Genomic DNA, 13,905 nt, shown 5'->3' on the forward strand with positions numbered 1-13,905 from the left:
ATATAACATCCCTTCCCGACCCGCACGGTTTCCCTCCCCCTGTCCCGCTGACGGGATTCGTGCGCCCAGCGATTGATACAGTGTAACAAAGGACCCACCCATGCCCGCCCGTACCCCGCGGTTGAAGCCGCATTCCCTCGCCCTGGCCCTCGCCGCCCTGCTGCCTTCGGCTGCCTTTGCAGCGAGCGATGACAGCGCTCATCGTGACCGCCACCTGACCGAACTGTCGTCGGTGCAGGTCACCGCATCGCCGCTGCAGGGCGATGCCGAGTCCCTGGCGCGCCCGGTGGACGTGCTGGCCGGTGAACGCCTTGACGAACAGAAGGCCGGCACCCTGGGTGACACCGTGGCCAAGCTGCCCGGCGTGCAGAGCACTTTCTTCGGCCCCGGCGTCGGCCGCCCGATCATCCGCGGCCAGGAAGGCCCACGCGTGGCCGTGCTGTCCAATGGCATGGGCAACATGGATGCCTCCACCGTCAGCGCCGACCATGCCACCAGCATCGAGCCGTTCCTGGCCGACCAGATCGAAGTGTTGAAGGGCCCGGCCACGCTGCTGTTCGGCAGCGGCGCCATCGGTGGTGCGGTCAACGTGGTTGACGGCCGCATCGCCCGCGAACTGCCGGAGCGTCCGCTCAGTGGCCGCGCCGAACTGCGCGGCAATTCGGTCAACAACGAACGCAGCGGCATGTTCCGCCTCGATGGCGTCAGCGGCAATGTCGTGCTGCACGTGGACGGCCTGGTGCGCAACGGCGACGACTACCGTATTCCCGGCTATGCGGTGATCGACAGCCTTGAAGACCACCACGATCACGACCATGGCCACGATGCAGCCGAAGGCGAAGAACCGCGCCGCGGTCGCCTGGACAACAGCTCCATCCGTACACGCGCCGGTGGCGTCGGTGCAACCTGGCTGGGCGAAGGCGGCTACTTCGGTGCCTCGGCCAGCACCTACCGCACCAACTATGGCATTCCCAATGGCGCGCACGTGCACGCCGATGGTGATGATCACGGTCATGACCACGGCCACGACCATGGCGATGAAGAGGAAGGCGGCGACGAGCATGACGTGCGCATCGACATGGTGCAGAACCGCTTCGAGACCAAGGCCGGCATCTACAACCCGGTCTCGTTCCTGAAGAACATCAACGCACGCGTGGCCTACACCGACTACGAACACGTGGAGCTGGAAGCCGGCACGCCGTCGACCCGCTTCACCAACCGTGGCATCGAGGCGCGTCTGGAAGCGGTGCAGCAGCAGATCGGCGGATGGGACGGCGCCTTCGGCCTGCAGTTCGGCAACAGTGACTTCGGCGCCAAGGGCGAAGAGGCATTCGTTCCGGATACCGGCACGAAGAACATCGGCCTGTTCGTGCTGCAGGAAAAGCAGTTCGGCCCGTTCAAGCTGGAACTGGGCGGCCGCCACGACCAGGTCAAGCTGGACCCGACCGGTGACTACCGCCACCGCACGTTCGGCGCCACCAACCTGTCTGCGGCCGGTATCTGGAAGCTCAGCGATGCGGTTGACCTGCGCATCGGCGTGGACAGTTCCGAGCGTGCACCGACCAATGAAGAGTTGTATGCGGCCGGTGCACACATCGCCACCCGTTCGCTGGAAATCGGTGATGCCAACCTGAAGACCGAACGTGGCCAACGCGTGGAGCTGGGCATCCACACCCACAGCGAGCGCCTGGACTTCTCCGCGTCGGTCTACCAGACCAAGTTCAAGGACTTCATCTACCTGGCCGACACCGGCGTCACCGAGGGCCTGCCGGTCCGCGCCTGGACCCAGCAGGACGCGGTGTTCCGCGGTGCCGAGGCCGAAGCGCTGGTACACCTGTTCGAGGGCGGCGCCGGTGACTGGGACCTGCGCCTGTTCGGCGACTACGTGAAGGCCAAGCTGGATGGCAGCGGCAGCCGCAATCTCGACATTGCCGTTCCGCATGGCGACCACAACCACAACTACAGCGTGGAGCTGGCCAATACCGGCTACCTGCCGCGTATCGCCCCGGCCCGCGTAGGCGCCGATCTGCGCTGGTCGAAGGACGGCTGGCGCGCTTCGGTCGGTGCGGTGCGCTACAGCCGCCAGAAGGACGTCGCCCAGAACGAAGCACCGAGCGACGGCTACACCCTGGTCGACGCACATCTGGCCTACCGCTGGGACCGCAACGCCAGCAACAGCTACGAGGTGTTCCTGGATGGCGCCAACCTGACCAACCGCGAAGTACGTCCGCATACCTCGCTGCTGCGCGACTACTCGCCGCTGCCGGGCCGCGGCGTCGCATTCGGCATCCGCGCGTTCTTCTGACTCTCCTCCATCCACGCATGGCGTGGATCTACTGCACCACGCCGGGGGGCGGATCCCATTCCGCAGGAATGGGCTCTGGCCCCAGCCTCAGACCGCGCATGGCGTGGATCCAATGCAAGCAGATCCGATGGGGGCCTTCTGGCCCCCATCACTTTTTGCGCGACGCCCATCACACACCCGTCACAAAGATGTGCGTACCACAACAAGCGGACAATCCCGTCACTCAATGTCTCGCCAATCGGACACTTTTGTCCGAAAATGAATCCATGACAGCCCAACGTGCCGATGCTGCTGCCCGCCGCGCCCTTATCCTCGATGCCGCCGATCATGTGTTCGGCCAACATGGCGTCACCGCCCCGCTGGACCTGGTGGTCGAACGCGCCCAGGTGGGCCGCGCCACCCTGTACCGCAACTTCCCCGACCGCACCGCGCTGATCCAGGCGCTGCTGCAACGTACGGTCGACCGCATACGGCGCCAGGTCGAACAACTCGGCGACCGCGACGACGCCCTGTTCGAGGTGTTCGAGGGCATGGCCCAGCGCATCATCGATTCGCCGGCACTGGCCGATTACTGGCGTGCGGTCGATTCGGACGTGCCGGCCATGCGCACCGCACGCGAGACGGTACGCGACCTGCTGGAAGCACCGATCGAGCGCGCCAAGGCCGCCGGCCTGTGCCGTGCCGACCTGGAGAAGACGGATATTTCACTGATCTCGGGCATGCTGGGCGCAGCCCTGCGTGGCAAGACCCGCGACGAGCGCGCCCACCTGGCCGGGCGCGCCCTGCAGCTGCTGCGCGGGGGTCTCCAGGGAGCAACCAGCGAGGCCCGCTGATGGTCCAGCCGTATCTGAAGCCGGTTCCGGATTGGGAGGAGCACGAGAAGCCGACCATGCCCGGTTCGGCGTCGATGCCCTGGCACCCACCGCACCGCCGGTTGGCCTATGCACTGGTGTCGCTGCTGGTGGCGATCACCGGCGGCCTCGGCAATGCACTGGTCACCGCCAACCTGCCGTTCCTGCAGGGCCAGCTGGCGCTGACCCCGACCCAGGGCAGCTGGCTGGTGGCCGCCTATGCGATGGTCAACGTCACGGCCAACCTGCTGGCCTTCAAGTTCCGCCAGCAGTACGGCATCCGCCTGTTCGCCGAGATCGGGCTGGGCCTGTACGCGGCGCTGGCGGTGCTGCACCTGTTCGTCGGCAGCTTCGAGACCACGATGCTGACCCGTGCCGCCAGCGGCTTCGCTGGCGCGGCCTGTTCGACACTGGGCACGCTGTACATGCTGCAGGCGCTGCCGCGTCGCTTCACCGGCAATCTGCTGGTGGTCGGAGTCGGCCTTTCGCAGCTGGCCGTGCCGATCGCCTGGATCGTGTCGCCGGGCCTGGTCGATACCGGCCAATGGCACCAGCTCTACTCGTTTGAAGCCGGTCTGGCACTGTGCGCGTTCGCCGCAGTGGTGGTGCTGAAGCTGCCGCCGGGCATCCAGGTGAAGGCGTTCGAGCCGTTGGACTTCCTCACGTTCGCCCTGCTCGCGCCGGCCGTCGCCCTGCTGGTGGTCGTGCTGGCACAGGGCTACACCCGCTGGTGGCTCAACACGCCGTGGCTGGGCTGGGCACTGGTCGCCTCGATCACGCTGTCCACCACCGCCTTCATCATCGAACACTACCGGCGCAATCCGCTGTTGCAGATCCGCTGGCTGTCGAAGCTGCCGGTGCTGCACTTCATCGTCGGCGCGTTCCTGATCCGCTTCCTGACCACCGAGCAGTCCTACGGCGTGGTCAACCTGATGCGCACGCTGGGCATGGGGCCTGACCAGATGCGCCCGCTGTTCGTGGTGATCCTCGCAGGCGTGGTCACCGGCATTGCCGGTGCGGCGCTCACCTTCGGCCCGAAGCGGCTGATCGCCCAGTTGCTGATGGCGATTCTGCTGCTGGGCGCTGCCGCCTTCTTCGACCAGCACCGTACCAGCATGGATCGGCCGCACGACTTCTACGTCAGCCAGTTCCTGGCCTCGGTCGGTGCCGGCATGTTCATGGGTCCGTTGATCATGCTCGGCATTTCCGCCGCGCTGAAGCAGGGCGTGGACCACATGATCACCTTCCTGGTAACGCTGTCGATCACGCAGACGCTGGGTGGCCTGGCCGGCTCGGCGGTGCTGGGCACCTTCCAGCTGCATCGCGAGCAGTTGTACTCCAGCGCATTGACCAGCCAGCTCGACCCGGCCGACCCGGTGGTCGCACAACGCCTGCGTATCCAGCAACAGCTGTACAGCGCACAGATCACCGACCCGGTGCTGCGCAGTGCGCAGGGCAGCGCGCAGCTGGCGCAGACCACGCGCCGCGAAGCCAATGTGCGAGGCTTCAATGATGTGTTCACCCTGAGCGGTTGGCTGGCCATCGGCTTCCTGTGCTGGTTGCTGCTGCTGTCGCTGCGCACCGCCATACTCAAGCAATGGCGCAAGCGCCACCCCACCCTTTCCACTACGGCCACACCGGCCGCGCCCCGCTGAGTCCATCACCATGCCTCCCGTCCCACCCCGTCCCGACGACAGCGACGCCGACAACGTCACACCACCGCCGCCGACCGACGCAGCGCCCGCCCCCACGCCGGTAGAACCAGCGGTCGCGCCGAAGTACCTCAAGCCCAGCGCGCGCAGCGTGGTGGTGATGGTGGTGGTGGCCTTGCTGGGCATTGCGCTGATCCTGCGCGCCTGGCACCTGTGGCCGTTCACCAGCAGCGTGATGGTGACCGACAACGCCTATGTGCGCGGACAGATCACCGTAATGGCGCCACAGGTGAACGGCTACGTGACCGAAGTGCTGGTGAAGGACTTCCAGCACGTAAGGGAGGGCGAGCCACTGCTGCGCATCGATGACCGCATCTACACACAGCGTGTTGCCCAGGCGCAGGCGACGCTGGACAGCGCACGCGCGGCACTGGCCAACTCCGACCAGTCGCAGGCCCAGAACCGTGCGCAGATCGCCTCCGCGCAGGCCACGTTGTCGGCCGGGCAAGCCGAACTGCAGCGCTCGCGCAACGAGACCAGGCGTTATGAGGAGCTGGCCGCGCAGCAGCTGGTGTCGGTCAACGACCGCGACAAGTTCCGCACCACCCAGGCCTCGGCGCAGGCCAGCGTGCAGCAGTCGCAGGCGCAGATCCGCATCGCCGAGGAAACGCTGGTGTCGACCCAGGTGGCGCGCAAGAGCCTGGAGGCCCAGGTGGAAAGCGCACAGGCGCAGCTGGAACTGGCGCGCATCGATCTGGCCAACACGGTGATCCACGCGCCGCGCGACGGCCAGATCAGCGAGGCCAGCGTGCGCGTGGGCCAGTACGTCGCCGCCGGTTCGCAGCTGCTGTTCCTGGTGCCTGACACGCTGTGGGTGGTGGCCAACTACAAGGAAGGCCAGACCTGGGGCATGGCGATCGGCCAGGCGGCCACGTTCTCGGTGGACGCGTTCCAGGGCCAGGTGCTGCGCGGCCGCGTGCAGGAGATCGCGCCGGCTACCGGTTCGGAATTCAGCGTGCTACGCCCGGACAATGCCAGCGGCAACTTCACCAAGGTGGTGCAGCGGCTGCCGGTTCGGATTTCAATCAATGGGAATCAGGAGCTGGCAAAGCAGCTGCGCCCCGGCATGTCGGTGATCGTGCGGGTGGATACCCGGTCCAAGCCGATGGACTAGGACGCAGGTCCTCACGAAACGGGGTCAGATCCCTTTGCCAATGGCAAAGGGATCTGACCCCGTTCCCAAAATGCCGGCCAGCGGCCGGCACTACCGTTGCGTTAGCCGGCGCAGCGCGCGCAGAGGCCGTGTACTTCCAGGGTCTGCGCCTGCGGCTGGAAGCCCAGTTCCTTGGCGCGCTTTTCCAGCTGGGTGACGATCTCGCGGTCTTCCAGTTCCACCGCGCTGTGGCAGCTGTTGCAGATCAGGAACGGTACCGAATGCGCGGCGCTGCTGGGATGGTGGCAGGCCACGAAGGCATTGACCGACTCCAGCTTGTGCACAAAGCCATTGGCCATGAGGAAGTCGAGGGCGCGGTACACGGTGGGCGGGGCATCAGCGCCCACGCCCTTGCCGTTGCGTACCCATTCCAGCAGCTCGTAGGCCTTGACCGGCTTGCCGGCCTCGGCGATCAGCTTCAGCACATTGGCGCGGATCGGGGTCAGGCGCAGCCCGCGTTCGCGCGAGACGCGCTCGACCACCGCCACGAAATCCGATGCATCGTGGACGTGGTGGTGCGGGGCGGTACAGGCAGTGGCGGTCTTGGCGGGCATGCGTATTCTCCGGTTCGGGCCTGGCAAGGATGCCTCAGGCCGTGGCTACCTTGGTGATGGCCACATCAATGCGTTTCAAGGCCTGCTCGCGGCCGGCCAGGTAAACGGTATGGGAAATGTCAGGACTGACCTGGGTGCCGGTGATGGCCACGCGCAGCGGCTGGGCCACCTTGCCCATGCCGATTTCCAGCGCTGCGGCCGCGTCGTGCAGGGCCACGCCTACCGATTCGGCGGTCCATTCCGGCAGGGCGGCCAGCAGCTCGCGGGCCTTGCCCAGCGCCACCTCGGCACCGGCCTTGAAGTGCTTGGCCACCGCCGCTTCGTCGTACTCGGTCAGCGGCTGGTACCAGACCACAGCCTTCTCGGCCATTTCCTTCAGGGTCTGCACGCGTTCACGCAGGGCGATCACCACGTCCTCCGGGGCGGGGCCGGCGGCCACGTCCAGGCCCAGCTTCTGCAGCTGGTAGACCAGGTGCGGCACGATCGCGGCCACGTCCTCGGTCTTCAGGAAGTGCTGATTGACCCAGCCCAGCTTGGCCATGTCCAGGCGCGAGGCCTTGGAGTTGCAGTCCTTCACGTCGAACAGGTCGATCAGTTCCTGGCGGCTGAACAGCTCCTGGTCACCGTGGGACCAGCCCAGGCGGGCCAGGTAGCTCAGCAGCGCATCGGGCAGGTAGCCGGCATCCTTGTACTGCATCACGTCGGCTGCACCGGTGCGCTTGGACAGCTTGGCGCCCTGCTCATCCAGGATCATCGGCATGTGGCCGAACTTCGGCACCGGGGCGCCGATGCCTTCGTACAGGTTGATCTGGCGCGGGGTGTTGTTGATGTGGTCGTCGCCGCGGATGACCTCGGTGATGCCCATGTCCCAATCGTCCACCACCACCGCGAAGTTGTAGGTGGGGAAGCCGTCCGGGCGGAAGATGACCATGTCATCCAGCTCGCTGTTGGCGATCTCGATGCGGCCCTTGATCAGATCGTCGAACACCACCGTGCCTTGCAGCGGGTTCTTGAAGCGGATGACGCGGTTCGGGTCATCCTTGCGCGGCAGGCCCAGCTCGCGCGCAGCACCGTTGTAGCGCGGCTTTTCCTGCTTGGCCATGGCGGCCTCGCGCATCGCATCCAGTTCTTCGCGGGTTTCGTAGGCGTAGTACGCCTTGCCGTCGGCCACCAGCTGCTCGGCCACTTCCAGGTAACGGGCGACGCGGTCGGTCTGGTAGATCGGGCCTTCGTCATAGTCCAGGCCCAGCCAGTCCATCGCCTCCAGGATGGCGTCGATCGCGCCCTGGGTGCTGCGTTCACGGTCGGTGTCCTCGATGCGCAGCACGAACTCGCCGCCGCGGTGGCGGGCCTCAAGCCAGCAGTACAGCGCAGTGCGGGCACCACCAATGTGCAGGTAGCCGGTGGGACTGGGGGCGAAGCGGGTGCGGCAGGTCATGGACGGCTCGAGGAACGGGAATCCCCCGATTTTACCAGCCCTCCGCCCCCGACGGAAAAAGGGGACGGAGGGGATTAAGTCGCAATTGCCACGCCCGTGGGGCTGCGACCGGGAAACGGAGGGGAGAAACGACTTAATCCCCTCCGTCCCCTTTTACGGTTCTACCTTGCGCGGGAAGGACTGCTCGCGCGTTGCGGCGTTGTAGGCGAACGAGGCGACGATGGCCGCAGCCTGCTTCAGGTCTTCCGGTTCGGCGTGGTCCCAGGTGTCCAGGTGGCTGTGGTGGACGTTGGTGAAGTAGTCCAGCCGGTCCTGGATGAACTGGAAGCCCGGCAGGCCGATGCGATCGAAGCTGATGTGGTCGGTGCTGCCGGTGTTGCGGGTGGCCACGGTGGTGGCGCCCACGTCATGGAACGGCGCCAGCCAGGCTTCGAAGATCGGCATGGCCGCCAGGTTTTCCTGCGCGTAGATGCCACGGAAGCGGCCCGAGCCGTTGTCCATGTTGAAGTAGACCTGGAACTTGCTGTAATCGCGGGTCTTCTGCAGCGCGCCGGTTGGCTCGCGCAGCGAGGCCGGCAGCGCCTTCTGCGCCGGGTCGGTGGGTTCCGGGAAACGACCGAAGTGCTTGGCCACATAGGCCTGCGAGCCGATCAGGCCCTGTTCCTCACCGCTCCACAACGCCACGCGGATGGTGCGCTTGGGCTTGGCGCCGGTCGCCTTGAGGATGCGCATCGCCTCCATCATCACCGCCACGCCGGCCGCGTTGTCGGCCGCACCGGTACCGCTGTGCCATGAATCCAGGTGCGCACCGATCATCACCACTTCATCGGGCTTGCTGCTGCCGCGGATCTCGGCCAGCGTGTTGTAGCCGGGCTGGTCGGCCTCGTCGGTGAAGCGCGCGGCCACATCCACGCGCAGGCGCACGGTCTGCTTGGCCTCCAGCGCCCGCACCAGCGGATTGAAGTGCTCGGCGATCATCGCCAGCTCCGGGATGCCCACCGACTCACCAGCCTTGCGCGAACCGCCACCGGCAACCCGGATGATGCCGTTGTCCCAGCTGCTGATGCTGATCGAGGCCAGCGCGCCTTCTTCGATGAAGAACGCATTGACCTTGGTCGCCAGCTGCTGGCGCTCCTGGTATTCCTTGACCCGCTTGGCACGTTCGGCCGTGGCGTCCTTGTCCTTGGGCAGGGTGAACTCCTGCAGGCCTTCCAGCGAGGTGGCGTCGTGCCGGTGCGAATCCGCCTCGGTGCCGCGCTTGTACTCGCGCGCCTCGCCCAGCAGCAGGATCTTGCCGCGCAGCTTGCCGCGGTACTTCTCGATGTCTTCGGGCTTCTTGATCTCGACCTGTACCAGCTCGCCTTCAACCGGGCCCTTGGTTCCCGGCGTCCAGGCCTTGGGCAGTGCATGCAGTGGCTGGATGCGGTCACCCAGCATCTCCACGCTGGCCGACGTGAACTCCCAGCCACGCCCGAAGTCGTCGAAGGCTTCGTCGTGGACGTTGTCCAGCTTCCATTCGTTGAACTTGCCGCGGGTCCACGCGTTGGCGCGGCCCATTGCCGGCGAGTTGGTCAGGCGCGGGCCGATGCGTTCGGTGAGGTAGCTGAAGGTGTCCATCACCTGCGAACGGTGGAAGGCCTCCTGTCGGATGCGGCTGACCATGTCCAGGTCCACCGTCTCGCGCTGCTGCGCCCCTGCATTGCCCCCCATCGCCAGCGCTGCGGCCAGCATGCCCCACTTCAACACATCGCACCCCTGCCCTTCGGCTCGATCATCAACCCATCGAGTCTAGCCAGCGAGGACACAGGGATACCGTCCCATCGGTCATGGGCGGCAGTAGATCCACGCCATGCGTGGATACATCATCTGCAATCACCCACTCCACCCCAGCCACAGCTGCGCCCGCTCCGGCAGCAGCAGCAACCAGTGCCGCCGGTCGATGCTGCTGCAGCCGTACACCGCCGCATGTGCCGGCCAGTCACCGGGCAGGCCACCGATGCCGATCTCTGCCAGCGCCTCCGCCCCGGCCTTCCATGGCCGGTAGCGCGGCACCCGGCCAGCCACCGCGCCGCGTCCCTGCCGCGCGCCCTGCAGCCAGCCCAGCCCCTTGCCCTGCAGTCCCTCGCAGGTCACCGCGGCCAGCTGGAAGCGGACCAGGCCGGGGGCGATCCGTGCCCCCGGCAGGGCCGCCAGCACGCCATGTGCCTGCAGCAGTGCATCCACTTCCAGCAGGGCCGGAATGCCCTGCCGTGCCCGTTGCCGCAATCCCTGGCGCCAGCTCATGGCGTGCTCCTTACTTCAGGTCCGCGCCAAGCGCGTACCAGTCGACCCGGCGGGTCACCCACATCGCCAGCGCCAGGATCACGAACAGCAGCAGCGAACCCATCAGCAGCGCGTTGTTTTCCGATACCAGCAGGCCATACAGCGCGCCGTACAGCACCGTCAGCAGCGCAGCGAAGCCAAGGCCGCGCTTCCAGTGGCCCAGCACATTGGCCAGGTACACCGCCTGCAGGCCGATACAGGCCACCGCCGAAACCAGGTAGGCCTTCCAGAACGTGATGTGCTCGGACAGGCTGATCAGCAGCAGGAAGAAGATCGCCAGTGCCAGGCCAACCATCAGGTACTGCAGTGGATGGATGCGCAGCGACTTGATCAGCTCGAACAGAATGAAGCCGACGAAGGTCAGCACCACGAACAGCACGCCGTACTTGGATGCACGATCGGCCTGGGTGTAGGCATCGACCGGATCGACCAGCGACACCGTCACCGCCTGCGAATCGATCGCACCGTCGCTGCGCAGCTGGCGCTGGGCATCGGAGGCCAGCGAGGACACCGCCCAGCGTGCGTCGAAGCCCTGTGCGTCGACACGACGTTCGTTGGGCAGGAAAGCACCGCTGAACGACGGGTGTGGCCAGCTGGAGCGCAGCGCGATCTTGGTGTCATCCCCCACCGGCACCACCGACAGCATGCGGCTGCCGTCCAGGCGCAGCTCCAGTTCAACCGCACTGCCGGCCAGGGTGCCGCCATGATCCTCGGCAAAGCCAGCCACCGCTGCATGCAGGCCTCGACCGACCTCGCTGGCGGCACCAACGCCCGGCAACAGCCGCACCTGCTTGCCATCCACCCGCAGGTTCGGCGTACCGACCAGGCCACGCACATCGGAAATGCCCAGCGCCACATACGGCTGGCCATAGCTGCGGCCGGCCTTCACCGGATAGTCGTCAGCGGCGAAGGTGGCCTTCAACTGGCCGTTCCAGCTGTATACCGGCACCTTGAACAGGCCCACCTCGCGCTGGCTCGGCAGCATCTCGCCACCGATCTCCAGCGACGCCGGCATCTGCAGCCAATGACCTTCGGTGACCTGCACCTCGGTCTTCTTGTTGCCCTTGGCATCGACCACCTCGACCTGCAGGCGTTCCACCCACGGCACCACGCGCACCGGGCCGACCAGGCGCTGCACGCCGGCGCGGCTGTCGGCCACCCGCGCGAAGGCCTCATCGCGGTACTGGCTGCGCTCGTTGATGACCCCACGGATCATCATCAGCGGGATCAGCAGCAGCAGGATCAGTCCGCCGACAATGGCGAACCGCAGCAGCATCTTCAGGGATTTCATGGTCCATCCTCGTTGGAGAGGGCTGCAGGATGGACCGCTGTGGTGAGCAGGGTTTGTGGCGAATTTGAAGCGAGTGTGAAGTCAGCGCCGCGGGCGCTGGCCTGGCACGACCAACGGCAACCACAGGCTGGCCACGGTGCCGCCGCCTTCGCGGTCGTCGACGCTGGCGCGGCCGTCATGCAGGCGGGCAACTTCCTGCACGAACGGCAGGCCCAGCCCCGAACTGCGCCGGCCACTGCCGGGGCGGGCCAGCGAATAAAAGCGCTCGAACACCCGTTCGCGCGCATAGTCGGGGATGCCAGCCCCACGGTCGGCCACCAGCAGGCGCACGCGCTGCCCGTCCACCTCGGCCTGCAGCGCGATCTCCGCGCCGGCCGGCGAGAACGCAATCGCGTTGTCGATCAGGTTGTGCAGGGCCTGCCGCAGCAGGTAGGTATCGCCCTGTACGCGCAGGTCGGGCACGCTGCCGATGCAGACCTGCACCCCGGCCGCCTGCGCGCGCACCTGCGCTGCGGCAGCAGCATCGGCCAGCAGCACCGGCAACGCGATCGGGTCGCGGGTCTGCAGCCAGCCGTGCTGCTCCACCTCGGCCAGCGCCAGCAGCTTGTCGATGGTCTCGGTCAGGCGTTCCTGCTGGTCGACGATGCTGCGTGCGAAGTGCACGCGGTCGTCCTCGGGCATCGGCTCCTGCAGCAGCTCGGCAGCACCGCGGATCGCTGCCAGCGGGCTCTTCATCTCATGCGTCAATGACTGCACGTACTGCTCGACGTACGCCTTGCCTTCCAGCTTGCGGCGCATGGTTTCCAGCGCCTGGCCGAGATCACCGATCTCGTCGTGGCGGCGGCGTGGCGGCGGCACCGGTTCGCCGGCGGTCACTGCGCGCGCATAACGGCTGAGCTGGCCGAGGCCGGTGGTCAGCCACATCGTCACCAGCACACCGACCAGCGCCGACAGCCCGATCAGCCATGCCCCGCGCTCGATGATGGCACGCTGGCTGGCGGCGATGAACGGATCGATGCTGCGGTTGGGCTGGGCCAGGCTCAGCACGCCGATCAGGGTACGGCCATCGACCGGGTCGTACACCGGCGCCGCCACATGCATCACCGTATCGCCCTCTTCGCCAGCGATTTCGGGGCTGGAACGGGCACCGTATTCACCACGCAGGGTGCGGTAGACATCGTTCCAGCGCGAGTTGTCGCGCCCCAGGTCACGCCCCAGCGAGTCGTAGATGACGATGCCCTTGGCATCGGTGATGGTCACCCGGTAGTCGAGCGCGCGCTTCGGGAAGCGCCAGACCATCGCTTTCAGGTCGCGCTGCCGCGCCTTGGCCAGATTGCGGGTGAAGCTGCCGCTGCGGATGGTGCCGTCCTTGACGTCGGCGGCGGCCATCTCAGCCAGCACGTTGGCCGCGTCGACCAGGGTCGATTCCATCGCCTGGCGCACGCCGGGCTTCACTTCGTTGACGAACACGCGCATCACGAAGAACGCGGCGATGCCAGTGATCAGGAAGAAGCCGAGGAACAGCTTCAGCACCAGGCGCATCGGCTAGACCTCCAGCGCGTAGCCAAGGCCACGGTGGGTGCGGATCGGATCGTCGCTGGCACCGGCCGCGCGCAGCTTGGCACGCAGCGTCTTGACGTGGGTATCGACGGTGCGGTCGGCACTGTCGGCACTGCTGTCCCAGCCCCGGTCCATCAGCTGGGCGCGGCTGAGGATGGCGCCCGGGCGCTGCAGCAGCGACTCCAGCAGCGCATATTCGTAGCGGGTCAGATCCAGTGCCTGTCCACGGAAGCGGATGCGCCGACCCTCGCGGTCGATGGCGAAGGCCCCGTGCTCCTTCCAGCCGGCCTCAGCGTCGGGCGCCGCCACGGCCGGTGCCGCACGGCGCAGGCGTGCTCGTACCCGCGCCACCAGCTCGCGCGGCGAGAACGGCTTGGTCATGTAATCGTCGGCGCCCAGTTCCAGGCCAAGCACACGATCCACCTCGTCGTTGCGGGCGGTCAGGAAGATCACCGGCAGCTGCGCTGCAGGGCCCGGCAAGGCGCGCAGCCGGCGACAGACCTCGAAGCCGCCAAGGTCGGGAAGGCCAACATCCAGCACCACCACGTCGATGCCACCGGCCTGCAGCCGCAGCAGGGCCTCACCGCCCAGCAGGCAGTGGCTGGCGGCGTAGCCCTCGCTGCGCAGCGCATAGAGCACGGTTTCGGCGATGGCGGCTTCGTCCTCGACCACCAGGACATGGGCAACGGGAGCTGTCATGGCGCGCAGCATAGCCGCTG

11 protein-coding genes are annotated in these 13,905 nt (G+C 66.8%); 4 read left to right on the forward strand and 7 right to left on the reverse strand.

Annotated features, from left to right (window positions below; translation table 11 throughout):
* The first annotated feature begins 100 nt into the window (after nucleotides 1-100).
* The 4 genes from ABR323_RS07685 (at nucleotide 101) to ABR323_RS07700 (ending at nucleotide 5,982) form a co-directional block, all read left to right on the forward strand.
* Complete coding sequence (locus ABR323_RS07685) at nucleotides 101-2,305, forward strand: TonB-dependent receptor (protein WP_439448860.1); 2,205 nt, start codon at nucleotides 101-103, stop codon at nucleotides 2,303-2,305.
* A 266-nt stretch (nucleotides 2,306-2,571) separates the two neighbouring features.
* Nucleotides 2,572-3,138 carry a TetR/AcrR family transcriptional regulator gene (locus tag ABR323_RS07690; RefSeq protein WP_135272812.1) on the forward strand — a complete coding sequence of 189 codons (567 nt, stop codon included), beginning with the start codon at nucleotides 2,572-2,574 and terminating at the stop codon, nucleotides 3,136-3,138.
* Nucleotides 3,138-4,811, forward strand: a complete 1,674-nt coding sequence (locus ABR323_RS07695; protein ID WP_135272811.1) for an MFS transporter — start codon at nucleotides 3,138-3,140, stop codon at nucleotides 4,809-4,811. Before ABR323_RS07690 ends, ABR323_RS07695 begins: the two co-directional genes overlap by 1 nt.
* Nucleotides 4,812-4,821: 10 nt before the next feature.
* Complete coding sequence (locus tag ABR323_RS07700) at nucleotides 4,822-5,982, forward strand: HlyD family secretion protein (protein ID WP_439448861.1); 1,161 nt, start codon at nucleotides 4,822-4,824, stop codon at nucleotides 5,980-5,982.
* Between the two features lie 101 nt (nucleotides 5,983-6,083).
* Here the strand turns inward: ABR323_RS07700 and ABR323_RS07705 are convergent, their stop codons facing one another.
* The 7 genes from ABR323_RS07705 to creB all read right to left on the reverse strand — a co-directional run bounded on the left by ABR323_RS07705 (nucleotide 6,084) and on the right by creB (nucleotide 13,897).
* Complete coding sequence (locus ABR323_RS07705) at nucleotides 6,084-6,575, reverse strand: Fur family transcriptional regulator (RefSeq protein WP_004150412.1); 492 nt, start codon at nucleotides 6,573-6,575, stop codon at nucleotides 6,084-6,086.
* A gap of 34 nt (nucleotides 6,576-6,609) precedes the next feature.
* The gene (gene gltX, locus ABR323_RS07710; RefSeq protein WP_439448862.1) at nucleotides 6,610-8,013 is read right to left on the reverse strand and encodes a glutamate--tRNA ligase; all 1,404 of its coding nucleotides are present in this window, start codon (nucleotides 8,011-8,013) and stop codon (nucleotides 6,610-6,612) included.
* Nucleotides 8,014-8,166: 153 nt separating this feature from the next.
* Complete coding sequence (locus tag ABR323_RS07715; protein ID WP_135272832.1) at nucleotides 8,167-9,744, reverse strand: M20/M25/M40 family metallo-hydrolase; 1,578 nt, start codon at nucleotides 9,742-9,744, stop codon at nucleotides 8,167-8,169.
* Nucleotides 9,745-9,885: 141 nt separating this feature from the next.
* Nucleotides 9,886-10,296, reverse strand: coding sequence for a hypothetical protein (locus tag ABR323_RS07720; protein WP_439448863.1), 411 nt, complete (start codon nucleotides 10,294-10,296; stop codon nucleotides 9,886-9,888).
* A gap of 10 nt (nucleotides 10,297-10,306) precedes the next feature.
* Entirely contained in the window at nucleotides 10,307-11,626 is a 1,320-nt protein-coding gene (gene creD / locus ABR323_RS07725; protein WP_439448864.1) for a cell envelope integrity protein CreD, read from the reverse strand.
* 81 nt (nucleotides 11,627-11,707) lie between these two features.
* Nucleotides 11,708-13,168: a two-component system sensor histidine kinase CreC gene (gene creC / locus ABR323_RS07730; RefSeq protein ID WP_439448865.1), complete on the reverse strand. Its 1,461-nt coding sequence runs from the start codon at nucleotides 13,166-13,168 to the stop codon at nucleotides 11,708-11,710.
* 3 nt (nucleotides 13,169-13,171) lie between these two features.
* A complete protein-coding gene (creB, locus tag ABR323_RS07735; protein WP_439448866.1) occupies nucleotides 13,172-13,897 on the reverse strand; it encodes a two-component system response regulator CreB in 726 nt (241 codons plus the stop codon).
* Between the last annotated feature and the right edge of the window lie 8 nt (nucleotides 13,898-13,905).

The sequence above is a fragment of the Stenotrophomonas sp. ATs4 genome, assembly GCF_051861585.1.
GTDB classification, from domain to species: domain Bacteria; phylum Pseudomonadota; class Gammaproteobacteria; order Xanthomonadales; family Xanthomonadaceae; genus Stenotrophomonas; species Stenotrophomonas maltophilia_AS.

Bases quoted from the DNA above. Each gene is read 5' to 3' on its own strand.
- ABR323_RS07685 (WP_439448860.1), top strand. From the start codon at position 101: ATGCCCGCCCGTACCCCGCGGTTGAAGCCGCATTCCCTCGCCCTGGCC.
- ABR323_RS07690 (WP_135272812.1), top strand. From the start codon at position 2,572: ATGACAGCCCAACGTGCCGATGCTGCTGCCCGCCGCGCCCTTATCCTC.
- ABR323_RS07695 (WP_135272811.1), top strand. From the start codon at position 3,138: ATGGTCCAGCCGTATCTGAAGCCGGTTCCGGATTGGGAGGAGCACGAG.
- ABR323_RS07700 (WP_439448861.1), top strand. From the start codon at position 4,822: ATGCCTCCCGTCCCACCCCGTCCCGACGACAGCGACGCCGACAACGTC.
- ABR323_RS07705 (WP_004150412.1), bottom strand. From the start codon at position 6,575: ATGCCCGCCAAGACCGCCACTGCCTGTACCGCCCCGCACCACCACGTC.
- gltX (WP_439448862.1), bottom strand. From the start codon at position 8,013: ATGACCTGCCGCACCCGCTTCGCCCCCAGTCCCACCGGCTACCTGCAC.
- ABR323_RS07715 (WP_135272832.1), bottom strand. From the start codon at position 9,744: ATGCTGGCCGCAGCGCTGGCGATGGGGGGCAATGCAGGGGCGCAGCAG.
- ABR323_RS07720 (WP_439448863.1), bottom strand. From the start codon at position 10,296: ATGAGCTGGCGCCAGGGATTGCGGCAACGGGCACGGCAGGGCATTCCG.
- creD (WP_439448864.1), bottom strand. From the start codon at position 11,626: ATGAAATCCCTGAAGATGCTGCTGCGGTTCGCCATTGTCGGCGGACTG.
- creC (WP_439448865.1), bottom strand. From the start codon at position 13,168: ATGCGCCTGGTGCTGAAGCTGTTCCTCGGCTTCTTCCTGATCACTGGC.
- creB (WP_439448866.1), bottom strand. From the start codon at position 13,897: ATGCTGCGCGCCATGACAGCTCCCGTTGCCCATGTCCTGGTGGTCGAG.